We start from the raw sequence: 15,471 nt of genomic DNA, 5'->3' as shown, positions 1-15,471 counted from the left end.
TCTTTGTGGGCAGCAACCGGGGCTACAGTCCCCAGGCGGACAGGTCCGGGGTACGAGGAACGGGCGCCAGCACCCGTTCGATGGCCGCGGCGCAATCCAGCATGGCGGCGTCGCTGCCCGCGGGGGCGAGCAGCTGCACGGCCAGCGGCATGCCGTCGGCGTCGAAGCCGGCCGGCAGGGCGATGGCCGCGGCGCCCAGGAAGTTGGCCGGGCGCAACAGTTTGCCCAGGCCGGTGTGGCGGATGTCGGCCGCGTCCAGCGGTTGCGCGGCCTGGTCGCAGGCGGGCATCAGCAGGGCGTCCAGCCCCTGCATGGCGGCGGCGAACGCGGCCATGTCGGCCTGGCGGCGCGTGAGTGCGGCTTCGTAGTCGGCATGGCTGATGCGGCCGCCCGCGGCAATGCGGGCGCGCACCACTTCCCACAGCGGTTGTGCAGGGTCTTCGGCCAAGGCGCCATAGTAGCGATAGGCCTCGTAGGCGAGCACCAGCGAGTTGTCGTCTGCCATGCGGGCAAACGACAGCGTGGCGGGCGGATGCCAGGCTTCGGGCGTGCAGCCGGCCTGGTCCAGGCTTTCCTGGGCGTCGTGCCAGATGCGCAGGCCTTCGTCGGTCAGCGGGGCCGGCCAGGCTTGCGGGGCCAATACCGCTACCGACGCACGCCGACGTGCGGCGGGGCGGCGCAGGGCTGTGATGCAGGCGGGCGGCAGCGCCAGTGTGGCGGCGTCATCGACATCCGGGCCGGCCAGCAACTGCGTCAACAGGCGTGCGTCCGCCACGCTGCGGGCGATGGGGCCCAGCACATCCAGGGTGTCGGACAGCGGCAGGCAGCCGGCGCGGCTGATGACGCCGGACGACGGCTTGTAGCCGACCACGCCGTTCAGCGCCGCCGGAGCGCGCACTGAACCGCCCGTGTCGCCGCCCAGCGCCAACGGCGCCAGGCCGGCGCCCACGGCCACGCCGGCGCCGCTGGACGAGCCGCCCGGCGCGCGCGCTTCGCGGGCGTCCCAGGGGTTGCGGGCGGTGCCTTGCGTGGGGTTCTGGCCGGACAGGCCGAACGCGAATTCGGTCATGCGGGTCTTGCCCAGAATGGGCATGCCCTGCGCGGCCAGCCCGTGGGCGGCAGCGGATGTCTCGTCGCTGACCACGCCGCGGCGGGTCTGTGACCCTCCGCTGATCGTGGTGCCTGCCCATTGCACGCTGTCTTTCACCGCCACCGGCACGCCGTGCAGGGGGCCCATCGAGATGCCCGCGGCTTGCAGGCGATCGGCGGCGTCGGCCTGGGCCAGCGCGCGTTCGGCGGTGACTTCGCTGTAGGCGGCGAGCTGCGGCGCGCGTTCGATGCGGTCCAGGAAGTGGGTGGTGACCTGGCGCGACGTCAATTCGCCGTCGCGGATGGCGCGGGCGAGTTCGCGGGCTTCTCGGAAATGCAGGGCGGTATCTTGGTCTGGCATGGCTCTCACGAAAATGAAAAAGCCTTCCGGCCCGTCGGGGCCGGAAAGCGTGGCATGGGACGCTGCAAGAGGCGCGTTACTTCAGCGATTGGCCCCGGGTTTCAGGCATGCGGATGAAGGTGATCAGCGTGATGACGGCGCCCGCCAGCACGTAATAGAAGAACCAGCGCTCCATGCCCTTGCTTTGCAGCCAGGTCAGCAGGTAGGGCGTGGTGCCGCCCAGCAGCGCGACGACCAGGTTGTACGGCGCGCCGATGCCGACGGCGCGCACGCTGGTCGGGAACTGCTCGGACATGATGGCCGGGGCGATCGACGTGTACATGGCATACAGCACCAGGCCGAACAGTTCCACGGCCAGGATCGAGCCGAACGACGGGCCCAGCGTGCTCATCAGCGGATAGAAGAAGATCAGGTAGCCGGCGGCAAAGAAGATCAGCTGCGGCTTGCGGCCGATGCGGTCGGACAGCATGCCGAACAGCGGCTGCACCAGCATGAACACGATCAGCGCGATGGTGTTGGCGGCGAACGCGACCTGCGGGTCGGCCTTGACCTGGCGGATGGCGTAGGTAGGCACGTAGGCCACGAAGATGTAGAACGCGAAGGTCGTCAGGATGGAGAAGCCGACGATACGCAGCACTTCGCGCGGGTGGTCCCGCAGCAGGGTGCGCAGCGGCTGCTTTTCGACACCGGCTTTCTTGGCGTGCGAGAACGCTTCGGTTTCCGGGATCGAACGGCGGATCCACATGCCGGCCAGGCCGCCCAGCGCGCCCAGGGCGAACGGAATGCGCCAGCCCCAGGCGGCCATGTCAGCCTTGGTCAGCGTCGACGTCAGGATCCAGCCCACGGCCGAGGCGGCCAGGATGCCGACCGCGGCGCTGAAGAAGACGAAGCTGGAATAGAAGCCGCGCTTTTCGGGCGGCGCCATTTCCGCCAGGAAGGTCGTGGCCGAGGCATACTCTCCGCCCAGCGACAGGCCTTGCAGCAGGCGGGCGGCGGTGAGCAGCAGCGGCGCGGCCAGGCCGATGGCGGCGTAGGTGGGGGTGACGGCGATGATGAGCGAACCGCCTGCCATCATCAGGATGGTCAGGCCCAGCGCGGCCTTGCGGCCGTAGCGGTCGGAAAAGATGCCCAGCACCCAGCCGCCCACCGGACGCATGAAGAAACCGACGGCGAAGATGCCGAACGTGTACAGCAAGGCGGCGGTTTCATTGCCTTCGGGGAAGAACTGGCTGGAAAAGAAGATGGCGAACGACGCATAGATGGTCCAATCGAACCATTCGACGGCATTGCCTACACTACCGGCCAGAATCGTGCGGGACCGCGACACGGGCGCGGCGCTTGCCCCCTGCTGGGCGCGCAGGGTTGCGGAAGGGGTGCTCATAAGTTCCTCGGGTATTTATTTTTGGTCAATTTGACCGTTTAATTTTGTGTTTTTATCAATGCGCGAACGTTAGATTAATGAATATGGTCACGTCAAGTAAGGGTAAGTCCCTAATGCCAGCGCTCGATGACACCGATCTGGCCTGCCTGATCGCCTTGCAGGCAGACCCGCGGGCGTCCTGGCGCGAGCTGGGCGCGGCCACCGGCATCGCCGAGCGCACCGTGGCGCGGCGCATCAAGCGGCTGATGGACGCCGACGCCTTGCGCGTCATCGCCGAAGCGGACCCGCTGGCGACTGGCCGCGGCGTGGTGCTGCATGCCTGGGTGCGTTGCCGCTCGGGCCGGGTGCCCGACGTGGCCGAGGCGTTGGCGCGGTTGGGCATCACGCAGCTGGTGGTAACGCTGGCCGGCACCGCGGACCTGATGGCGGAACTGACGCTGGAGGACGCGGCGGACATGCCCGACGTGGTGACGCGCGTCCTGCCGTCGATTGACGGTGTCGAGCACGTCGAAGCCCGGCTGGTGCTGCGGCCGTTCCGCCGGGCGGGCCAGTGGCGCATCCAGGCCGATGCCGGGGCGCCTCAAGACGCGCAGGAGCCGTCGTTGGCACCGCCGGCGGCACTGACGGACGCCGAGCAACGCATCGTCGCCCATCTGATGCGCGACGGTCGCGCCAGCCTGGCGGAACTGGCCGGGCACGCCGACGTCAGCGAGCCCACCGCGCATCGCCTGCTGCAACACCTGGTGGACCGGCGCGCGTTGAGCTTCCGGGTCGAGGTCGAGCCTGCGCTGGTGGGCTTTCCGGTCGAGGCGGTGATTTCGGTGCAGGTGCGCCCGCAGGCGGTCGATGCGCTGGCCGCGCACCTGGCGCTGGATCCGAACACGCGATGCCTGTTCGGCACCAGCGGCGCGTCGCAATTGTTCTGGCACGTGCTGTGCCGTGACAGCCTGCACCTGTGGGATGTCGTCACGCGCCGGCTGGGCGAGCTGGACGGCGTGCTGGCGAGCGAAGTCGGCGTGGTGATGCGCGCCTACAAGCGTTGCGGCATCGTGCGCGAAGGCGCGCGGCTGGGCGGCGAAAACGCCTGATCGGCTGGCAGGGATATGCGGGCCGGCTGGCGGGCAGGGCGCCCGAGCCGACCCGAGTTGACTCGGGCAGACCCGATTCGTCCCGAGCCGGCCCGACTGTGCCCGCGTCGCTACGCGCCCAGGTAGGCGCGGGCCAACGCCCCATCGGCCGCGATCTCTTGCGCCGTGCCCTGTGCCGCCACGCGGCCGGATTCCAGCACGTAGGCGCGGTCGGCCAGGGACAGCGCCAGCGCGGCCATCTGGTCCACCAGCAGGATCGTCATGGATTCGGCGCGCAGCCGGTCCAGCGCTTCGAACAGTTCGTCGATGATCTTCGGCGCCAGTCCCAGCGACGGTTCGTCCAGCAGCAGGATGACGGGCTTGGACATCAGTCCGCGCGCAATGGCCAGCATCTGCTGTTCGCCGCCGGATAACAGGCCGGCACGCTGGTGCAGCCGCTCGCGCAGCCGCGGAAAGCGCGTCAGCATTTCTTCTACCCGCGCATCACGGTCGGCCGGATGCAGGAAGGCGCCCAGCCGGATGTTGTCCAGCACGCTCAGGTCAGGAAACACCTGGCGGCCTTCGGGCACCAGCACCAGTCCGCGCGCCACGATGCGGTCCGCCGTCAGCCCATTGAGTTCCTGGCCCTGCAGGTGCATGCCGCCTTGCGCCGGCCGGTGCAGACCCGCCAGCGTGCGCATCAACGTGGATTTGCCCGCGCCGTTGGCGCCCAGCAGCGCCACCATTTCGCCTTCGCGCACCTGCAGGTCAATGCCATGCAGCACGGGGTTGGCACCGTAGCCGGTGGTCAGGCTGCCTACCCCCAGCACTTCGGGGGCGATGCCGGCGCCCGCCGAGGCGGGGCGTGCGGCGGGTGTGCGCCGTGCGGCGTCGTCGCCCAGGTACGCTTGCCGCACCGCGTCGGATTGCTGGATCTGGGTGGGCGTCCCTTGCGCCAGTTCCCGGCCGGCGTCGATGGCGACGATATGGTCCGACACGCCCATGACGAGCGCCATGTCGTGCTCGACCAGCAGCACGCCTGCGCCGGCCTCGGCGATGCGCCGCAGCAACCCGGCCAGGCGGACCTTGTCTTCGCGCGACAGGCCGGCCGCGGGTTCATCCATCAGCAGTACGTCGGCGTCCGTGGCGAGCGCGCGCGCAATCTCCACCAGCCGCCTGTCCACATGCGGCAGGTCGGCGGCGGGCGTGTCCAGTGCGCCCTCGTAGCCGCAAAATGCCAGCAGGGCGCGCGCCCGTTCGCGCGCGTCGGCGGCCAGGTAGCGCCGTTGCGCCAGCAGTCCGCCAAGGCGGCCGCGCAACAAGCCCAGCGCCACGTTGTCTTCGACGCTGAGCGTGTCGAATAGCTGCGAGGTCTGGTAGGTGCGCGCAATGCCGCTGCGTGCCACGCGATAGGCGGGCAGCGCGGCCAGTAGGACCTTGCCCAGCGACACCGTGCCGGCGGTCGGCGCGTAGTAGCCGCTGAGCATGTTGATGACGGTGGACTTGCCCGCGCCGTTCGGCCCGATCAGCGCGGTGACCGCGGCGGGGGCGACCTCGAACGACACGTTCTGCACCGCGCGCACGCCGCCGAAGGTCATGGTCAGTCCCTTGGCGTGCAAGGTGCGGCGCGGACCGCCGGCGGCCGTGATGCCCCCGTGGCGGGGCGCCAGCCGCTGCGCCGCGCGGCGCTGCCGCCAACGTCCCAGCAGCCCGGCGGCGCCGTCGGGCGCGGCCCACAGCACCACCAGCAGGAAGGCGCCGAAGAACAGCAGGCGGTATTCCTCCAGGCCCGCCAGCAATTCGGGTAACAGGCCCACCACCAGCGCACCCAGCAGCGGCCCCGCCAGCGAGCCCGCGCCGCCGATGGTCACCGCCAGCACGAACAGGATGGACTGCATGAAGTTGAAGTTGTGCGGCGTGATCATGCCGGCTTGCGACGCATACAGTCCGCCGGCCAGGCCCACCACCGCCGCCGACACCATGAACGCCACCGCCTTGACGACCAGCGGATTGATGCCGATCGATTCACTGGCGGTCTCGCTGTCCTTGACCGCCCGCATCGCCGCGCCCCAGGCGCCGCGCGCCAGCCGCGCATAGCCCGCCAGCGCGACGAAGACGGCGACGATGGCCAGCATCGCCACGCCGCGGTCGCCGCCCAGTCCGCCCAGCGAGGGCTGCACGATGCCCATCAGGCCGTTCTGCCCGCCGGTCACGTCCCCGCCTTCGATCAGCGCGTGTTCCACGATGAAGCCGAAGGCAATGGTGATCATCGCCAGGTACGGGCCTTTGACGCGCAGCGCCGGCACCGCCAGCAGCAGGCCGAAGGCGCCGGCCACCAGCGCTGCCACCGGCCAGGCCAGCCAGAAGCTCCAGCCCGCCTGCCCGGTCAAGATCGCCACCACGTAAGCGCCGATGGCATAGAACGCCGCGTGGCCGAACGACATCTGTCCGGTCAGCCCCAACAGCACGTTCAGCCCGATGCCCGCCAGCGCCAGCAGCGCCACGTTGCCCAGCACGAAGACGTAGTAGCCGTTGACGCAGGCGGCCAAGGCCAGGCTGGCAACGGCCAGCAGCGCGTAGCCCGCCAGTGCCAGCGGAAAGGGTGCAATGCGTTTGTCCATCAGACTTTCCTTGCGGCGGCGCGGCCGAACAGCCCGTCGGGGCGTGCCGCCAACATCACGATGACCAGCGCGAAACTGATGATCTGCGTGTACCCGGAACCCAGCGTCACCGTGATCAGCGCTTCGACCACGCCGAACAGCAGGCCCGCCAGCATCACGCCCCAGGCGCTGGTGATCCCGCCCAGGATGGCCACCACGAAGGCCTTCAGGCCGAACAGCGTGCCCATGTCTGCCTGCACGTTGAACAGCGGCGCGACCAGCGCGCCGGCAATCCCCGCGAACAGCGTGGACACGGCAAAGGCCGCCATGATCGCGCGGCGCACGGGGATGCCCATCAGGCGCGCGGCATTGGGGTTCTGCACCACCGCCAGCAGCGCCACGCCCCAGCGGGTGCGGCGCGACAGCGCATGCAACGCGGCGGCCAGCGCCAGCCCGATCAGCGGAATCAGCAATTGCAGCGGATACACGCCCAGGCCCAGCCCGCCGATCTCCAGCGGTGCTTGCGCCAGGGGCGACGGCAGGCTGCGCGGCTCTTTGCCGAAGGTGAACATCACCACGTTGTCGAGCACGATGCCCAGCGCCACCGTCGACATGAGCCAGGCGTTGGACCCACGGCTGGCGAAAGGCCGCACGGCCAGCCGCTCGACCACCAGGCCGTACAGCGCGCACAGCGCCAGCGCGGGCGGCAGGGCGGCCGCGAGCGGCCACCCGAGCGTCTGCGCGAAGGTGTAGGTCAGCACGGCGCCCAGCATCATCGAGCTGCCCTGCGCGAAATTGACCGTGCCCGACACGGCGTAGGTCAGGTAGAAGCCCAGGGCCATCAGCCCGTACATGCTTCCCAGGCCCAGGCCGCTCACGATGGCGGACATCCACAACATGCGTGTCTCCCGTTGGCGATGGTGGCGGCCGCGCTTATTGCGCGCCCGCGACCGGCAGGATGCGGTTGTCCACGAAGTGGGTCCACACGTAGTCGTTCTCGCGCAGCGCATCGTGCGAGGCCGGCGTGAAAGGCTGTTCGTAGGTCTTGATCAGGCCTTCGTACTTGCCGATCTTGTAGAAGCCCTGGCGCACCGCGTCGCCGTCGGTGGAGCCGGCCTGGGCAATGGCCAGCGCGGCCAGCCGCATGCCGTCATAGGCGTTGGCCACCCCCACGGCGGGCGTGATGTCCTGCGGGCCCTTGATGTCGGAATACTTGGTCTTCAGTGCCTGCATCACCTTTTCACCCACGGGACTTTGCTTGCCGAAGAAGCTGTAGGTCTGCACGAAGTGCACGTTCCTGGCATTGGGGCCGGCCAGCTCGGTGAAGCGCCCGCCCGCGGGGCCCCAGTGCGACACCACCGGCACCTTCCAGCCCATGCGGTCCAGCGACTTGACCACCTGCGCCGACGGGCCGACGTTGCCCACCAGGAACAGCGTGTCGGCCCCGGCCGCCTTCAGGCGGCTGAGCTGAGGCGTCACGTCCAGGTCGGCAGGCTGGAATTTCTCGACGCCGGCGGGCGTGATCCTGGCGGCGGTCAGTGCCGCGGCCAGGCCTTTTTCGTTGGATTCGCCCCAGGGGTTATTGACCAGGATCATGCCCGGCTTGGCGCTCTGGAACGTCTTTTGTGCGTACTGCACCATGGCGCTGTCGACGATCTCGTCCATGGCCGACACGCGGAACACGAAGTTCGGGTTGCCCTTGTTCTGCGTGATCGCGGTGCCTGCGGCCCAGGGCCCCATGAACGGCACTTTTTCCTGGTTCACGATGGGCACGATCGCCATCGACACCGGCGTGTCCAGCCCGCCGAACAGCACGGTGACTTTTTCCTTGTAGATCAGCTCGCGCGCGGCGGCCATGCCCTTGGCCGGGTTGCCTTCGTCGTCGCGCCGCACCAGTACCACCTGGCGTCCGCCCAGCAGGCCGCCGCTGGCGTTGATCTCGTCGATCGCGATGGTCATGCCGCGCGTCAGCGCTTCGCCGGCACGGGCCGATTCGCCCGACAACGCGGTGATCAGGCCGATCTTGATCGGGTCGGCGGCCAGCGCCGGTTGCGCGGCCAGGCCGGCCGCGAACAGGGCGGCGCCAGCGGTGCGAAGCAGGAAGGAACGGCGGGTCGGGGTCATCGGGCACTCCTGGAAAAAGTGGAACGGATCTTGCATGGGTTCACGTGCTGCTTCGATTCCCTATGCAAGATCCATGCCACCCGGCTGGCCTTGCGCTGAGCCGGTCGTCCAAGGCCTGGCTCCAGGGGGATGTGGACGGTTTGTCAGACCGTTTGTCGCGGCTGAATCCGAATTTTGTTCCCAAAACATCGTGCTTTTTGTTCACAATCACGCATCAGGATTTGCACCAAAATGAATCCATCCCTGCTTCCAAGCACCAATCCGGGGCGTGACGCCCCCGCACCCTGGACCCCCGCGCCGCTCGCCAGCCACGGCCGCTTCCCCTACCAGGCCATCACCGGCAGGGCGGACTACGCCTGGCCGAACGGCGCGCGGCTGGCGGTGTACCTGGGCTTCAATATCGAGCACTTTGCCTTCGGCGAAGGCCTGGGGGCCGAACTGGGGCCGGCGTCGCCGCATCCCGACGTGCTCAATTACGCCTGGCGCGAATACGGCAACCGGGTGGGGGCGTGGCGTTGCCTGGAGCTGTTCGACGCATTGGCGTTGCCCGCGGGCGCGCTGATCAACACGGCGCTGTACGAACACTGCCCCGAGCTGGTCGACGCCTGCCTGGCACGCGGCGATGAATTGATCGGGCACGGCTACAGCAATGCCCATCGCCAGGGCGGGCTGTCCGAACCCGACGAACGCGCGCTGCTCGAGCACTGCCGCGACCGCATCGGCCAGCACGCCGGCCGTGCGCCCGCCGGCTGGCTGTCGCCGTGGATTTCCGAAAGCCACGCCACGCCCGACCTGTTGGCCGAAACCGGCTACCGCTACACCCTGAACTGGTGCCACGACGACCAGCCGATGCGCATGCGCACCCGCGCGGGTGACCTGTGGTCGATTCCGTACCCGCAGGAACTGAACGACATCCCCATGATCATGGGCCGCAAGATGGACGCCCGCGACTTTGCCGATATGATTCTCGACCAGTTCGAGGAAATGCGGATGCAGGCGCAGCGCCAGCCGCTGGTCATGGGCATTGCGCTGCACCCTTACATCGTGGGCCAGCCCTATCGGCTGCGCCACCTGCGCCGGGCCCTGGCGCCGCTGGCCGCTGCGCGCGACCGTGGCGAGATCTGGTTCGCCACGCCCGGCGACATCTGCCGCCACGTAGATGGCCTGGTGTCCGCCCGCTGATCTTCGACCCCTGCGACCTTTTGCCGATGCCGAGCCCCGCCATGCCTACCCGCAGCCCCGTCAAACCCCGTTCCACGCCGGCCGCCAAGCGCCGTGCGTCCGTTGTCGCGCCCGCATCCGAGGACTCCGCGCCCGACGCCGACCAGGAGCGCCGCATTTGCGAGGCCGTCTACGAAAGCGTGATGAGCCAGCGCCTGACGCCCGGCACCAAGCTGCCCGAAGCGGCCCTGTGCGAGATCTTCGGCGTGTCGCGCTCGGTGGCGCGCAAGGCCTTGCAGCGCCTGGCGCACGAGCACGTGGTCGACCTGCACCACAACCGCGGCGCCGTGGTGGCCGAGCCCACCCCCGAAGACACCCGCCAGATCTTCCAGGCGCGGCGCGCCCTGGAAGCCGCCTTGCTGCCGCTGGCCGCTGCCCGCGCCACCAAGGCCGACTACGCGTCGCTGCGCAAACAGCTGCGCGACGAGCATGCGCTGCTGCATCGCGCCGGCCAGCCGGCCTGGGCGCGGCAGGCCAGCGCCTTTCACGTGCGGCTGGGCGAGCTGTCGGGCAACGCCATCCTGCACGGTTACCTGGCCGAACTGGTGTCGCGCTGCTCGCTGATCGTGGCGCTGTACGAACCGCCGGGCAACGCCGCCTGCGAGCACGGCGAACACGTGCTGATCGTCGACCTGCTCGAACGCGGGCAGGTGGCCGAGGCCGTGAAGATCAACGACAACCACCTGGCGGACCTGGAACGGCGCATCAGCCTGGAACGTCCGCAACCCGCTCAAACCCTTGCCCAGATGCTGGGACTGGCCTGATATGGACATCGACTTCGATTCAATCACCGAATACCAGCGCTACAAGCTCATGGCGAGCCTGATCGTGCCGCGCCCCATCGCGCTGATCACCACCTTGTCGGAAACCGGCGTGGTCAATGCGGCGCCCTTCAGCATGTTCAACATGCTGGGCGAAGACCCGCCCATCGTCATGGTCAGCATCAACCGACTGGAAGACGGCAACCTGAAGGACACGGCGCGCAACATCACGCGTACCGGCGAATTCGTGGTGCACCTGACCGACGAGGCCATGGCCGAGAAAATGCACCGCTGCGGCGACCGCCTGCCGGCCGACGTCAGCGAGCTGGCCCACGCCGGGCTTGACGCCGCGCCCAGCCGGAAGGTCGCGCCGCCACGCATCGTGCAAGCACCCGTGGCGTTCGAATGCACGCTGTTCGAAACCCTGGAAACCGCCAGCCGCCAGATCTTCATTGGCCAGGTGCGCTGGCTGCACGCGCGCGACGGCCTGATCGACACCGAGACCTGGCGCGTGCGCCTGCAAGACTATTTTCCGGTGGGCCGCTTCGGCGCCAGCTTCTACGTCACCACCCGCGACCGCTACGCCATCGGCGATGCGCCGGCCAGCACGGCCATCGACGAGATCTAGCGGCATTGCCCGGCGCCGCGCCATTGGCGCTTGCGCCGCGTCCACTGCATCACCAGACCGCTGCCTGCGAACCGGGCGCGCGCAGGTGCCGGGCAAAGCGCTGCGCCAGGAAGTCCACGAAGGCCAGCGTCTTGGCCGGCAGGTTCAGGCGTTCCGGGTACAGCACGTGGATATCGACCGGCGGTGTGGACCATTCCGGCAGCACCTGCCGCAGACGGCCGGCGCGCAGGTAGGCGGCCGTTTCCCATTCCGACCGCATCACGATGCCGTGACCGTCCAGCGCCCATTCCAGCGCACTCTGGCCGTCGTTGGAACTGACCGGCCCGCGCACCTTCACGGTTTCGGCGCGCTGGCCGGCTTCCAGCCGCCAGGTGCCGTAAGCCACGTCGTTCTCGCGCACCACGATGCAGCGGTGGCGTTGCAGCTCGCCCGGGGCACGGGGTTCGCCATACGTGTCCAGGTAATGCGGCGACGCGCACAGCAGCCGCCGGTTCGATGCAATCTTGCGCGCCGTCAGACGGGCGTCGGGCAGGTCGCCGAATCGCACCGCCACGTCGAAGCCTTCTTCTATCAGGTTCAAGGGCCGGTCGGTCAGGCGTAGCTGCACCTCGACGTCGGGATACTGCCGCGCAAAGTCGGACACGGCTGGCGCGACGTGGGCGCGGCCGAAGCCGAACGTGGCGTTCAGCCGCAACAGGCCCTGGGGTTGGGCGCGGCTGCTGGAAACCGATCGTTCCAGCGCCTGCAGGTCGGCCAGGATGCGGCCGCCTTCGGCCAGGTACAGCTCGCCTTCCTGCGTGACGCTGACGCGCCGCGTACTGCGGTTGAGCAGGCGCACGCCCAGCCGTTGTTCCAGCTTGGCCAGGCGCGTGCTGACGGCGGGCGGCGTCAGGCCCAGCTCGCGCGCGGCGGCGGACAGGTTGCCGTGCCTGACCAGCAGCGAAAAAAACGCCAGATCCGAGAGCGCGTCCATGGGCTTATTTATAAATTAAATTTAATAAAGATTTAGTTTAGTCATTAATTATAAGAATGGAACCGGCTTATACACTGGGTTCACCGATACGCAGAGCCGCCCGACGCGGCCAACCAGGAGGAGACCTGACCCATGAAGCCCACCCCTCGCGCCCTGCGCGCGCTGTCCATTGCCGCGGCAACCATGGTTGCCGCGTCCTGTTGGATCGCGCCGGCCATTGCGGCCGACGCCTTCCCGCAGCGGCCCATTACGCTGATCGTGCCTTTCGCGCCCGGCGGCAGCGTCGACATCGCCGCGCGCCTGATCTCGGATGCCTGGGGCAAGGCCCTGGGCCAGAGCGTCATCGTTGAAAACCGGGCCGGCGCCTCCGGCAATATCGGCATGGCGGCCGTGGCGCGCGCCGAGCCCAACGGCTACACGCTGGCCATCAACACCATGTCGCTGGCGATCAACCCGGCGCTGTTCAAGACCATGCCCTTCGACACCGCGCGCGACCTGCGTTCGGTGGGCACCGTGGGCACCTCGCAGCACGTGCTGACCGTGTCGCCGTCGCTGCCGGTGGACAACGTGCAGGCGCTGCTGGACTACATCCGCGCGCGCCCCGCCAATGAACTGAGCTTCGGTTCGGCCGGCACCGGCAGCACCTTCCACATGGCGGCGGAATTGTTCAAGTCGGTCTCGGGCACGCAGATCCTGCACGTGCCCTACAAGGGCGGCGGTCCGGCCATGGTGGACACCATCAGCGGCCAGGTGCAGATGAGCTTTCCGGTGCTGTCGGCGGCCAAGCCGCAGGTCGATGGCAAGAAGCTCAAGGCGCTGGGCGTGACCGGTACGACACGCTCGCCGCTGTTGCCCGACGTGCCCACCATCGCCGAATCGGGCCTGCCCGGCTACGCCTTCAACACCTGGTTCGTGATCAGCGCGCCCGCGGGTACGCCGCAGGCCGCGGTGGATACGCTCAACGCCAAGCTGGCGCAGGCGCTGCAATCGCCCGCCCTGGCCGAACGCATGGGCCGCGAAGGCTTCGATCCGCTGATCTCCACACCGGCCCAGGCCGACGCCATGGTGGCCACCGAGATGACGCGCTGGGCCGGCATCGTCAAGGACGCCGGCATCGAGGCCAACAACTGACGTTCCGCATTCGTTTCATCGCGCCCCGCGCGGGCGCGCCTTTTCGCAAGGAAGCACCGACATGCCCGGCATGACGCTTTACGACAAACTGGTGGCCAGCCACGAAGTGGCCCGCATCGACGACGAGCACATCCTGCTGTACGTCGATCTGCACATCATGAATGAATACACCAGTCCGCAAGCCTTCAGCGGCCTGGCCGGTCGTGGCCGCCAGGTACTGCGTCCCGGGCAGCAGATGGCGGTGGTGGATCACATCATCCCCACCCATCCGGTGCCGGCCGCGCTGCGCGTGATTGCCGATGACGCCTCGTCGCGCCAGGCCCGCAACCTGAAGCGCAATTGCGACGAACAGGGCATTGCGCTGTTCGACACCACCGACCCGCTGCAAGGCATCGAGCACGTGATCGCGCCCGAGCACGGCATGATCCTGCCCGGCATGGTGGTGCTGTGCGGCGACAGCCACACCACCACCTACGGGGCGCTGGGCGCGCTGGGCTTCGGCATCGGCACGTCGGAAGTCGAGCACATCCTGGCCACGCAGACGCTGGTGTATCGCGTGGCGCGCAATATGCGCATTCGTGTCGACGGCCACCTGCCCGCAGGGGTATCCGCCAAGGACCTGGTGATTTACGTCGTTCACCGCATCGGCGCCCAGGGCGCGCGCGGCCATGCCGTGGAATTCTGTGGGAGCGCCATCGACGCCCTGTCGGCCGAAGCGCGCATGACCCTGTGCAACATGACGGTCGAAGCCGGTGCGCGCGCCGCGCTGATCGCACCGGATGCCACCACCGACGCCTACGTGACCGCACACGCGCCGCAACTGCATGGCGCCGAACTGGCGCAGGCGCGGGCCTATTGGGCCACGCTGCATAGCGATGCCGACGCCGCCTTCGACATCGAACACGTGTTCGATGCCGCGTCGATCGCGCCCTTCGTCACCTGGGGCACCAGCCCCGACCAGGCCATGCCGGTCACCGGCACCGTGCCCGATCCGCAGGCCGAACCCGACGCGCTGGCGCGCCTGGCGCTGGAAAAGGCGGTGGATTACATCGGCCTGCGGCCGGGGGCGCCCATTGCCGGCGTGCCGATCGACCGCGTGTTCATCGGGTCATGTACCAATGGCCGCATCGAAGACCTGCGGATGGTCGCCGACGTGGTGCGCGGCCGCAAGGTCGCGGCCGGCGTGCGGGCCATGGTCGTGCCGGGCTCGGGCGCCGTGCGCGCGCAGGCCGAGGCCGAAGGCGTGGCCGACGCGCTGATCGCGGCCGGTTTCGAATGGCGCCAGCCGGGCTGTTCGATGTGCCTGGCCATGAACGACGACGTGCTGAGCCCCGGCGAGCGCTGCGCCTCCACCACCAACCGCAACTTCGAAGGCCGCCAGGGCCGGGCGGGCCGCACCCACCTGATGAGCCCCGCCATGGCCGCCGCCGCCGCGCTGGCCGGCCGCATTGTCGACGTGCGCGACCTGGAGCAGACGCGATGAATCAGATCATTTCCGGCATTGCCGCGCCTTTGCCGTATTCCAATCTGGACACCGACCAGATCATGCCCAAGCAGTTTCTGCGCATCATCGACAAGGCAGGGCTGGACCGTGGCCTCTTGTATGACCTGCGCTTTGACGCCGACGGCGCGCCGCGCCCGGACTGCGTGCTGAACCAGCCGGCCTACGCCGGTGCATCGGTCCTGGTGGCCGGGCCCAACTTCGGCTGCGGTTCCAGCCGCGAACACGCGGTCTGGGGCCTGATGCAGTTCGGCATCCGCGCCGTGGTCGCCGCCAGCTTCGGCGAGATCTTCTACTTCAACGCGCTCAACAATGGCCTGCTGCTGGTCAGCCTGCCGCCGGCCCAGGTCGACGCGCTGCTGGCGCGCGTGTCCGACCCGGTGTCCAATACGGCAGGCAACCGCGTCCAGATCGACGCGCTGGCGGGCACCGTGCGCGCCGCCGATGGCTGGACGTCCACGTTCGACCTGCCGGCGCGGCATCGCCGCATGTTCTCGCAAGGGCAGGACATGGTCGGCGCATCGCTGCAGCAGTTGCAGGACGTAGAACAGTTCGAGGCCGGCCACTGGGCCCGGCATCCGTGGATGAAAGACGTGGCGCGCCGCGTGCGCGACCGGCTGGACAACCAATAGGC

13 protein-coding genes are annotated in these 15,471 nt (G+C 68.7%); 7 read left to right on the top strand and 6 right to left on the bottom strand.

What is annotated here, in order from left to right:
* Positions 1–22 precede the first annotated feature (22 nt).
* On the bottom strand, positions 23–1,450 hold the full coding sequence (locus tag AC6LJ2_RS07680; protein WP_445657816.1) for an amidase: 1,428 nt from the start codon (positions 1,448–1,450) through the stop codon (positions 23–25).
* Positions 1,451–1,526: 76 nt separating this feature from the next.
* Positions 1,527–2,831 carry an MFS transporter gene (locus tag AC6LJ2_RS07675; RefSeq protein ID WP_263912965.1) on the bottom strand — a complete coding sequence of 435 codons (1,305 nt, stop codon included), beginning with the start codon at positions 2,829–2,831 and terminating at the stop codon, positions 1,527–1,529.
* 77 nt (positions 2,832–2,908) lie between these two features.
* Here AC6LJ2_RS07675 and AC6LJ2_RS07670 point away from each other — a divergent pair, with 77 nt between their 5' ends.
* Positions 2,909–3,919 carry an Lrp/AsnC family transcriptional regulator gene (locus tag AC6LJ2_RS07670; RefSeq protein ID WP_498151120.1) on the top strand — a complete coding sequence of 337 codons (1,011 nt, stop codon included), beginning with the start codon at positions 2,909–2,911 and terminating at the stop codon, positions 3,917–3,919.
* Between the two features lie 110 nt (positions 3,920–4,029).
* Here the strand turns inward: AC6LJ2_RS07670 and AC6LJ2_RS07665 are convergent, their stop codons facing one another.
* From AC6LJ2_RS07665 to AC6LJ2_RS07655, 3 genes are read right to left on the bottom strand one after another with little or no spacing between them, the layout of a single operon-like run.
* Positions 4,030–6,519 carry a branched-chain amino acid ABC transporter ATP-binding protein/permease gene (locus AC6LJ2_RS07665; RefSeq protein ID WP_498151119.1) on the bottom strand — a complete coding sequence of 830 codons (2,490 nt, stop codon included), beginning with the start codon at positions 6,517–6,519 and terminating at the stop codon, positions 4,030–4,032.
* On the bottom strand, positions 6,519–7,397 hold the full coding sequence (locus tag AC6LJ2_RS07660) for a branched-chain amino acid ABC transporter permease (protein ID WP_445657813.1): 879 nt from the start codon (positions 7,395–7,397) through the stop codon (positions 6,519–6,521). The genes AC6LJ2_RS07665 and AC6LJ2_RS07660 overlap by 1 nt, the downstream gene beginning before the upstream one ends.
* A 34-nt stretch (positions 7,398–7,431) precedes the next feature.
* A complete protein-coding gene (locus tag AC6LJ2_RS07655) occupies positions 7,432–8,622 on the bottom strand; it encodes an ABC transporter substrate-binding protein (protein WP_498151118.1) in 1,191 nt (396 codons plus the stop codon).
* Between the two features lie 231 nt (positions 8,623–8,853).
* On the opposite strand from AC6LJ2_RS07655, the gene AC6LJ2_RS07650 reads away from it, so the two are divergent.
* The 3 genes from AC6LJ2_RS07650 to AC6LJ2_RS07640 are packed head-to-tail and all read left to right on the top strand — an operon-like array spanning position 8,854 to position 11,232.
* The gene (locus AC6LJ2_RS07650; protein ID WP_498151117.1) at positions 8,854–9,804 is read left to right on the top strand and encodes a polysaccharide deacetylase family protein; all 951 of its coding nucleotides are present in this window, start codon (positions 8,854–8,856) and stop codon (positions 9,802–9,804) included.
* Positions 9,805–9,845: 41 nt separating this feature from the next.
* A complete protein-coding gene (locus AC6LJ2_RS07645; RefSeq protein WP_498151116.1) occupies positions 9,846–10,607 on the top strand; it encodes a GntR family transcriptional regulator in 762 nt (253 codons plus the stop codon).
* Between the two features lies 1 nt (position 10,608).
* The gene (locus AC6LJ2_RS07640) at positions 10,609–11,232 is read left to right on the top strand and encodes a flavin reductase family protein (protein ID WP_263912959.1); all 624 of its coding nucleotides are present in this window, start codon (positions 10,609–10,611) and stop codon (positions 11,230–11,232) included.
* A gap of 49 nt (positions 11,233–11,281) precedes the next feature.
* Here the strand turns inward: AC6LJ2_RS07640 and AC6LJ2_RS07635 are convergent, their stop codons facing one another.
* Positions 11,282–12,205 carry a LysR family transcriptional regulator gene (locus AC6LJ2_RS07635; protein WP_498151115.1) on the bottom strand — a complete coding sequence of 308 codons (924 nt, stop codon included), beginning with the start codon at positions 12,203–12,205 and terminating at the stop codon, positions 11,282–11,284.
* A 132-nt stretch (positions 12,206–12,337) separates the two neighbouring features.
* Between AC6LJ2_RS07635 and AC6LJ2_RS07630 the strand changes: the two genes are divergently transcribed.
* The 3 genes from AC6LJ2_RS07630 to leuD all read left to right on the top strand — a co-directional run bounded on the left by AC6LJ2_RS07630 (position 12,338) and on the right by leuD (position 15,469).
* The gene (locus AC6LJ2_RS07630) at positions 12,338–13,336 is read left to right on the top strand and encodes a tripartite tricarboxylate transporter substrate binding protein (protein ID WP_263912958.1); all 999 of its coding nucleotides are present in this window, start codon (positions 12,338–12,340) and stop codon (positions 13,334–13,336) included.
* Between the two features lie 61 nt (positions 13,337–13,397).
* On the top strand, positions 13,398–14,819 hold the full coding sequence (gene leuC / locus AC6LJ2_RS07625) for a 3-isopropylmalate dehydratase large subunit (protein WP_498151114.1): 1,422 nt from the start codon (positions 13,398–13,400) through the stop codon (positions 14,817–14,819).
* Positions 14,816–15,469, top strand: coding sequence for a 3-isopropylmalate dehydratase small subunit (gene leuD, locus AC6LJ2_RS07620; RefSeq protein WP_263912956.1), 654 nt, complete (start codon positions 14,816–14,818; stop codon positions 15,467–15,469). Before leuC ends, leuD begins: the two co-directional genes overlap by 4 nt.
* Positions 15,470–15,471: the final 2 nt, after the last annotated feature.

This window comes from Achromobacter sp. 1014246743 (assembly GCF_059760725.1).
The sequence above is the reverse complement of the archived record's forward strand: the minus strand, read 5'-3'. Positions and strand labels throughout refer to the sequence as shown.

Bases quoted from the DNA above. Each gene is read 5' to 3' on its own strand.
- AC6LJ2_RS07680 (WP_445657816.1), bottom strand. From the start codon at position 1,450: ATGCCAGACCAAGATACCGCCCTGCATTTCCGAGAAGCCCGCGAACTC.
- AC6LJ2_RS07675 (WP_263912965.1), bottom strand. From the start codon at position 2,831: ATGAGCACCCCTTCCGCAACCCTGCGCGCCCAGCAGGGGGCAAGCGCC.
- AC6LJ2_RS07670 (WP_498151120.1), top strand. From the start codon at position 2,909: ATGAATATGGTCACGTCAAGTAAGGGTAAGTCCCTAATGCCAGCGCTC.
- AC6LJ2_RS07665 (WP_498151119.1), bottom strand. From the start codon at position 6,519: ATGGACAAACGCATTGCACCCTTTCCGCTGGCACTGGCGGGCTACGCG.
- AC6LJ2_RS07660 (WP_445657813.1), bottom strand. From the start codon at position 7,397: ATGTTGTGGATGTCCGCCATCGTGAGCGGCCTGGGCCTGGGAAGCATG.
- AC6LJ2_RS07655 (WP_498151118.1), bottom strand. From the start codon at position 8,622: ATGACCCCGACCCGCCGTTCCTTCCTGCTTCGCACCGCTGGCGCCGCC.
- AC6LJ2_RS07650 (WP_498151117.1), top strand. From the start codon at position 8,854: ATGAATCCATCCCTGCTTCCAAGCACCAATCCGGGGCGTGACGCCCCC.
- AC6LJ2_RS07645 (WP_498151116.1), top strand. From the start codon at position 9,846: ATGCCTACCCGCAGCCCCGTCAAACCCCGTTCCACGCCGGCCGCCAAG.
- AC6LJ2_RS07640 (WP_263912959.1), top strand. From the start codon at position 10,609: ATGGACATCGACTTCGATTCAATCACCGAATACCAGCGCTACAAGCTC.
- AC6LJ2_RS07635 (WP_498151115.1), bottom strand. From the start codon at position 12,205: ATGGACGCGCTCTCGGATCTGGCGTTTTTTTCGCTGCTGGTCAGGCAC.
- AC6LJ2_RS07630 (WP_263912958.1), top strand. From the start codon at position 12,338: ATGAAGCCCACCCCTCGCGCCCTGCGCGCGCTGTCCATTGCCGCGGCA.
- leuC (WP_498151114.1), top strand. From the start codon at position 13,398: ATGCCCGGCATGACGCTTTACGACAAACTGGTGGCCAGCCACGAAGTG.
- leuD (WP_263912956.1), top strand. From the start codon at position 14,816: ATGAATCAGATCATTTCCGGCATTGCCGCGCCTTTGCCGTATTCCAAT.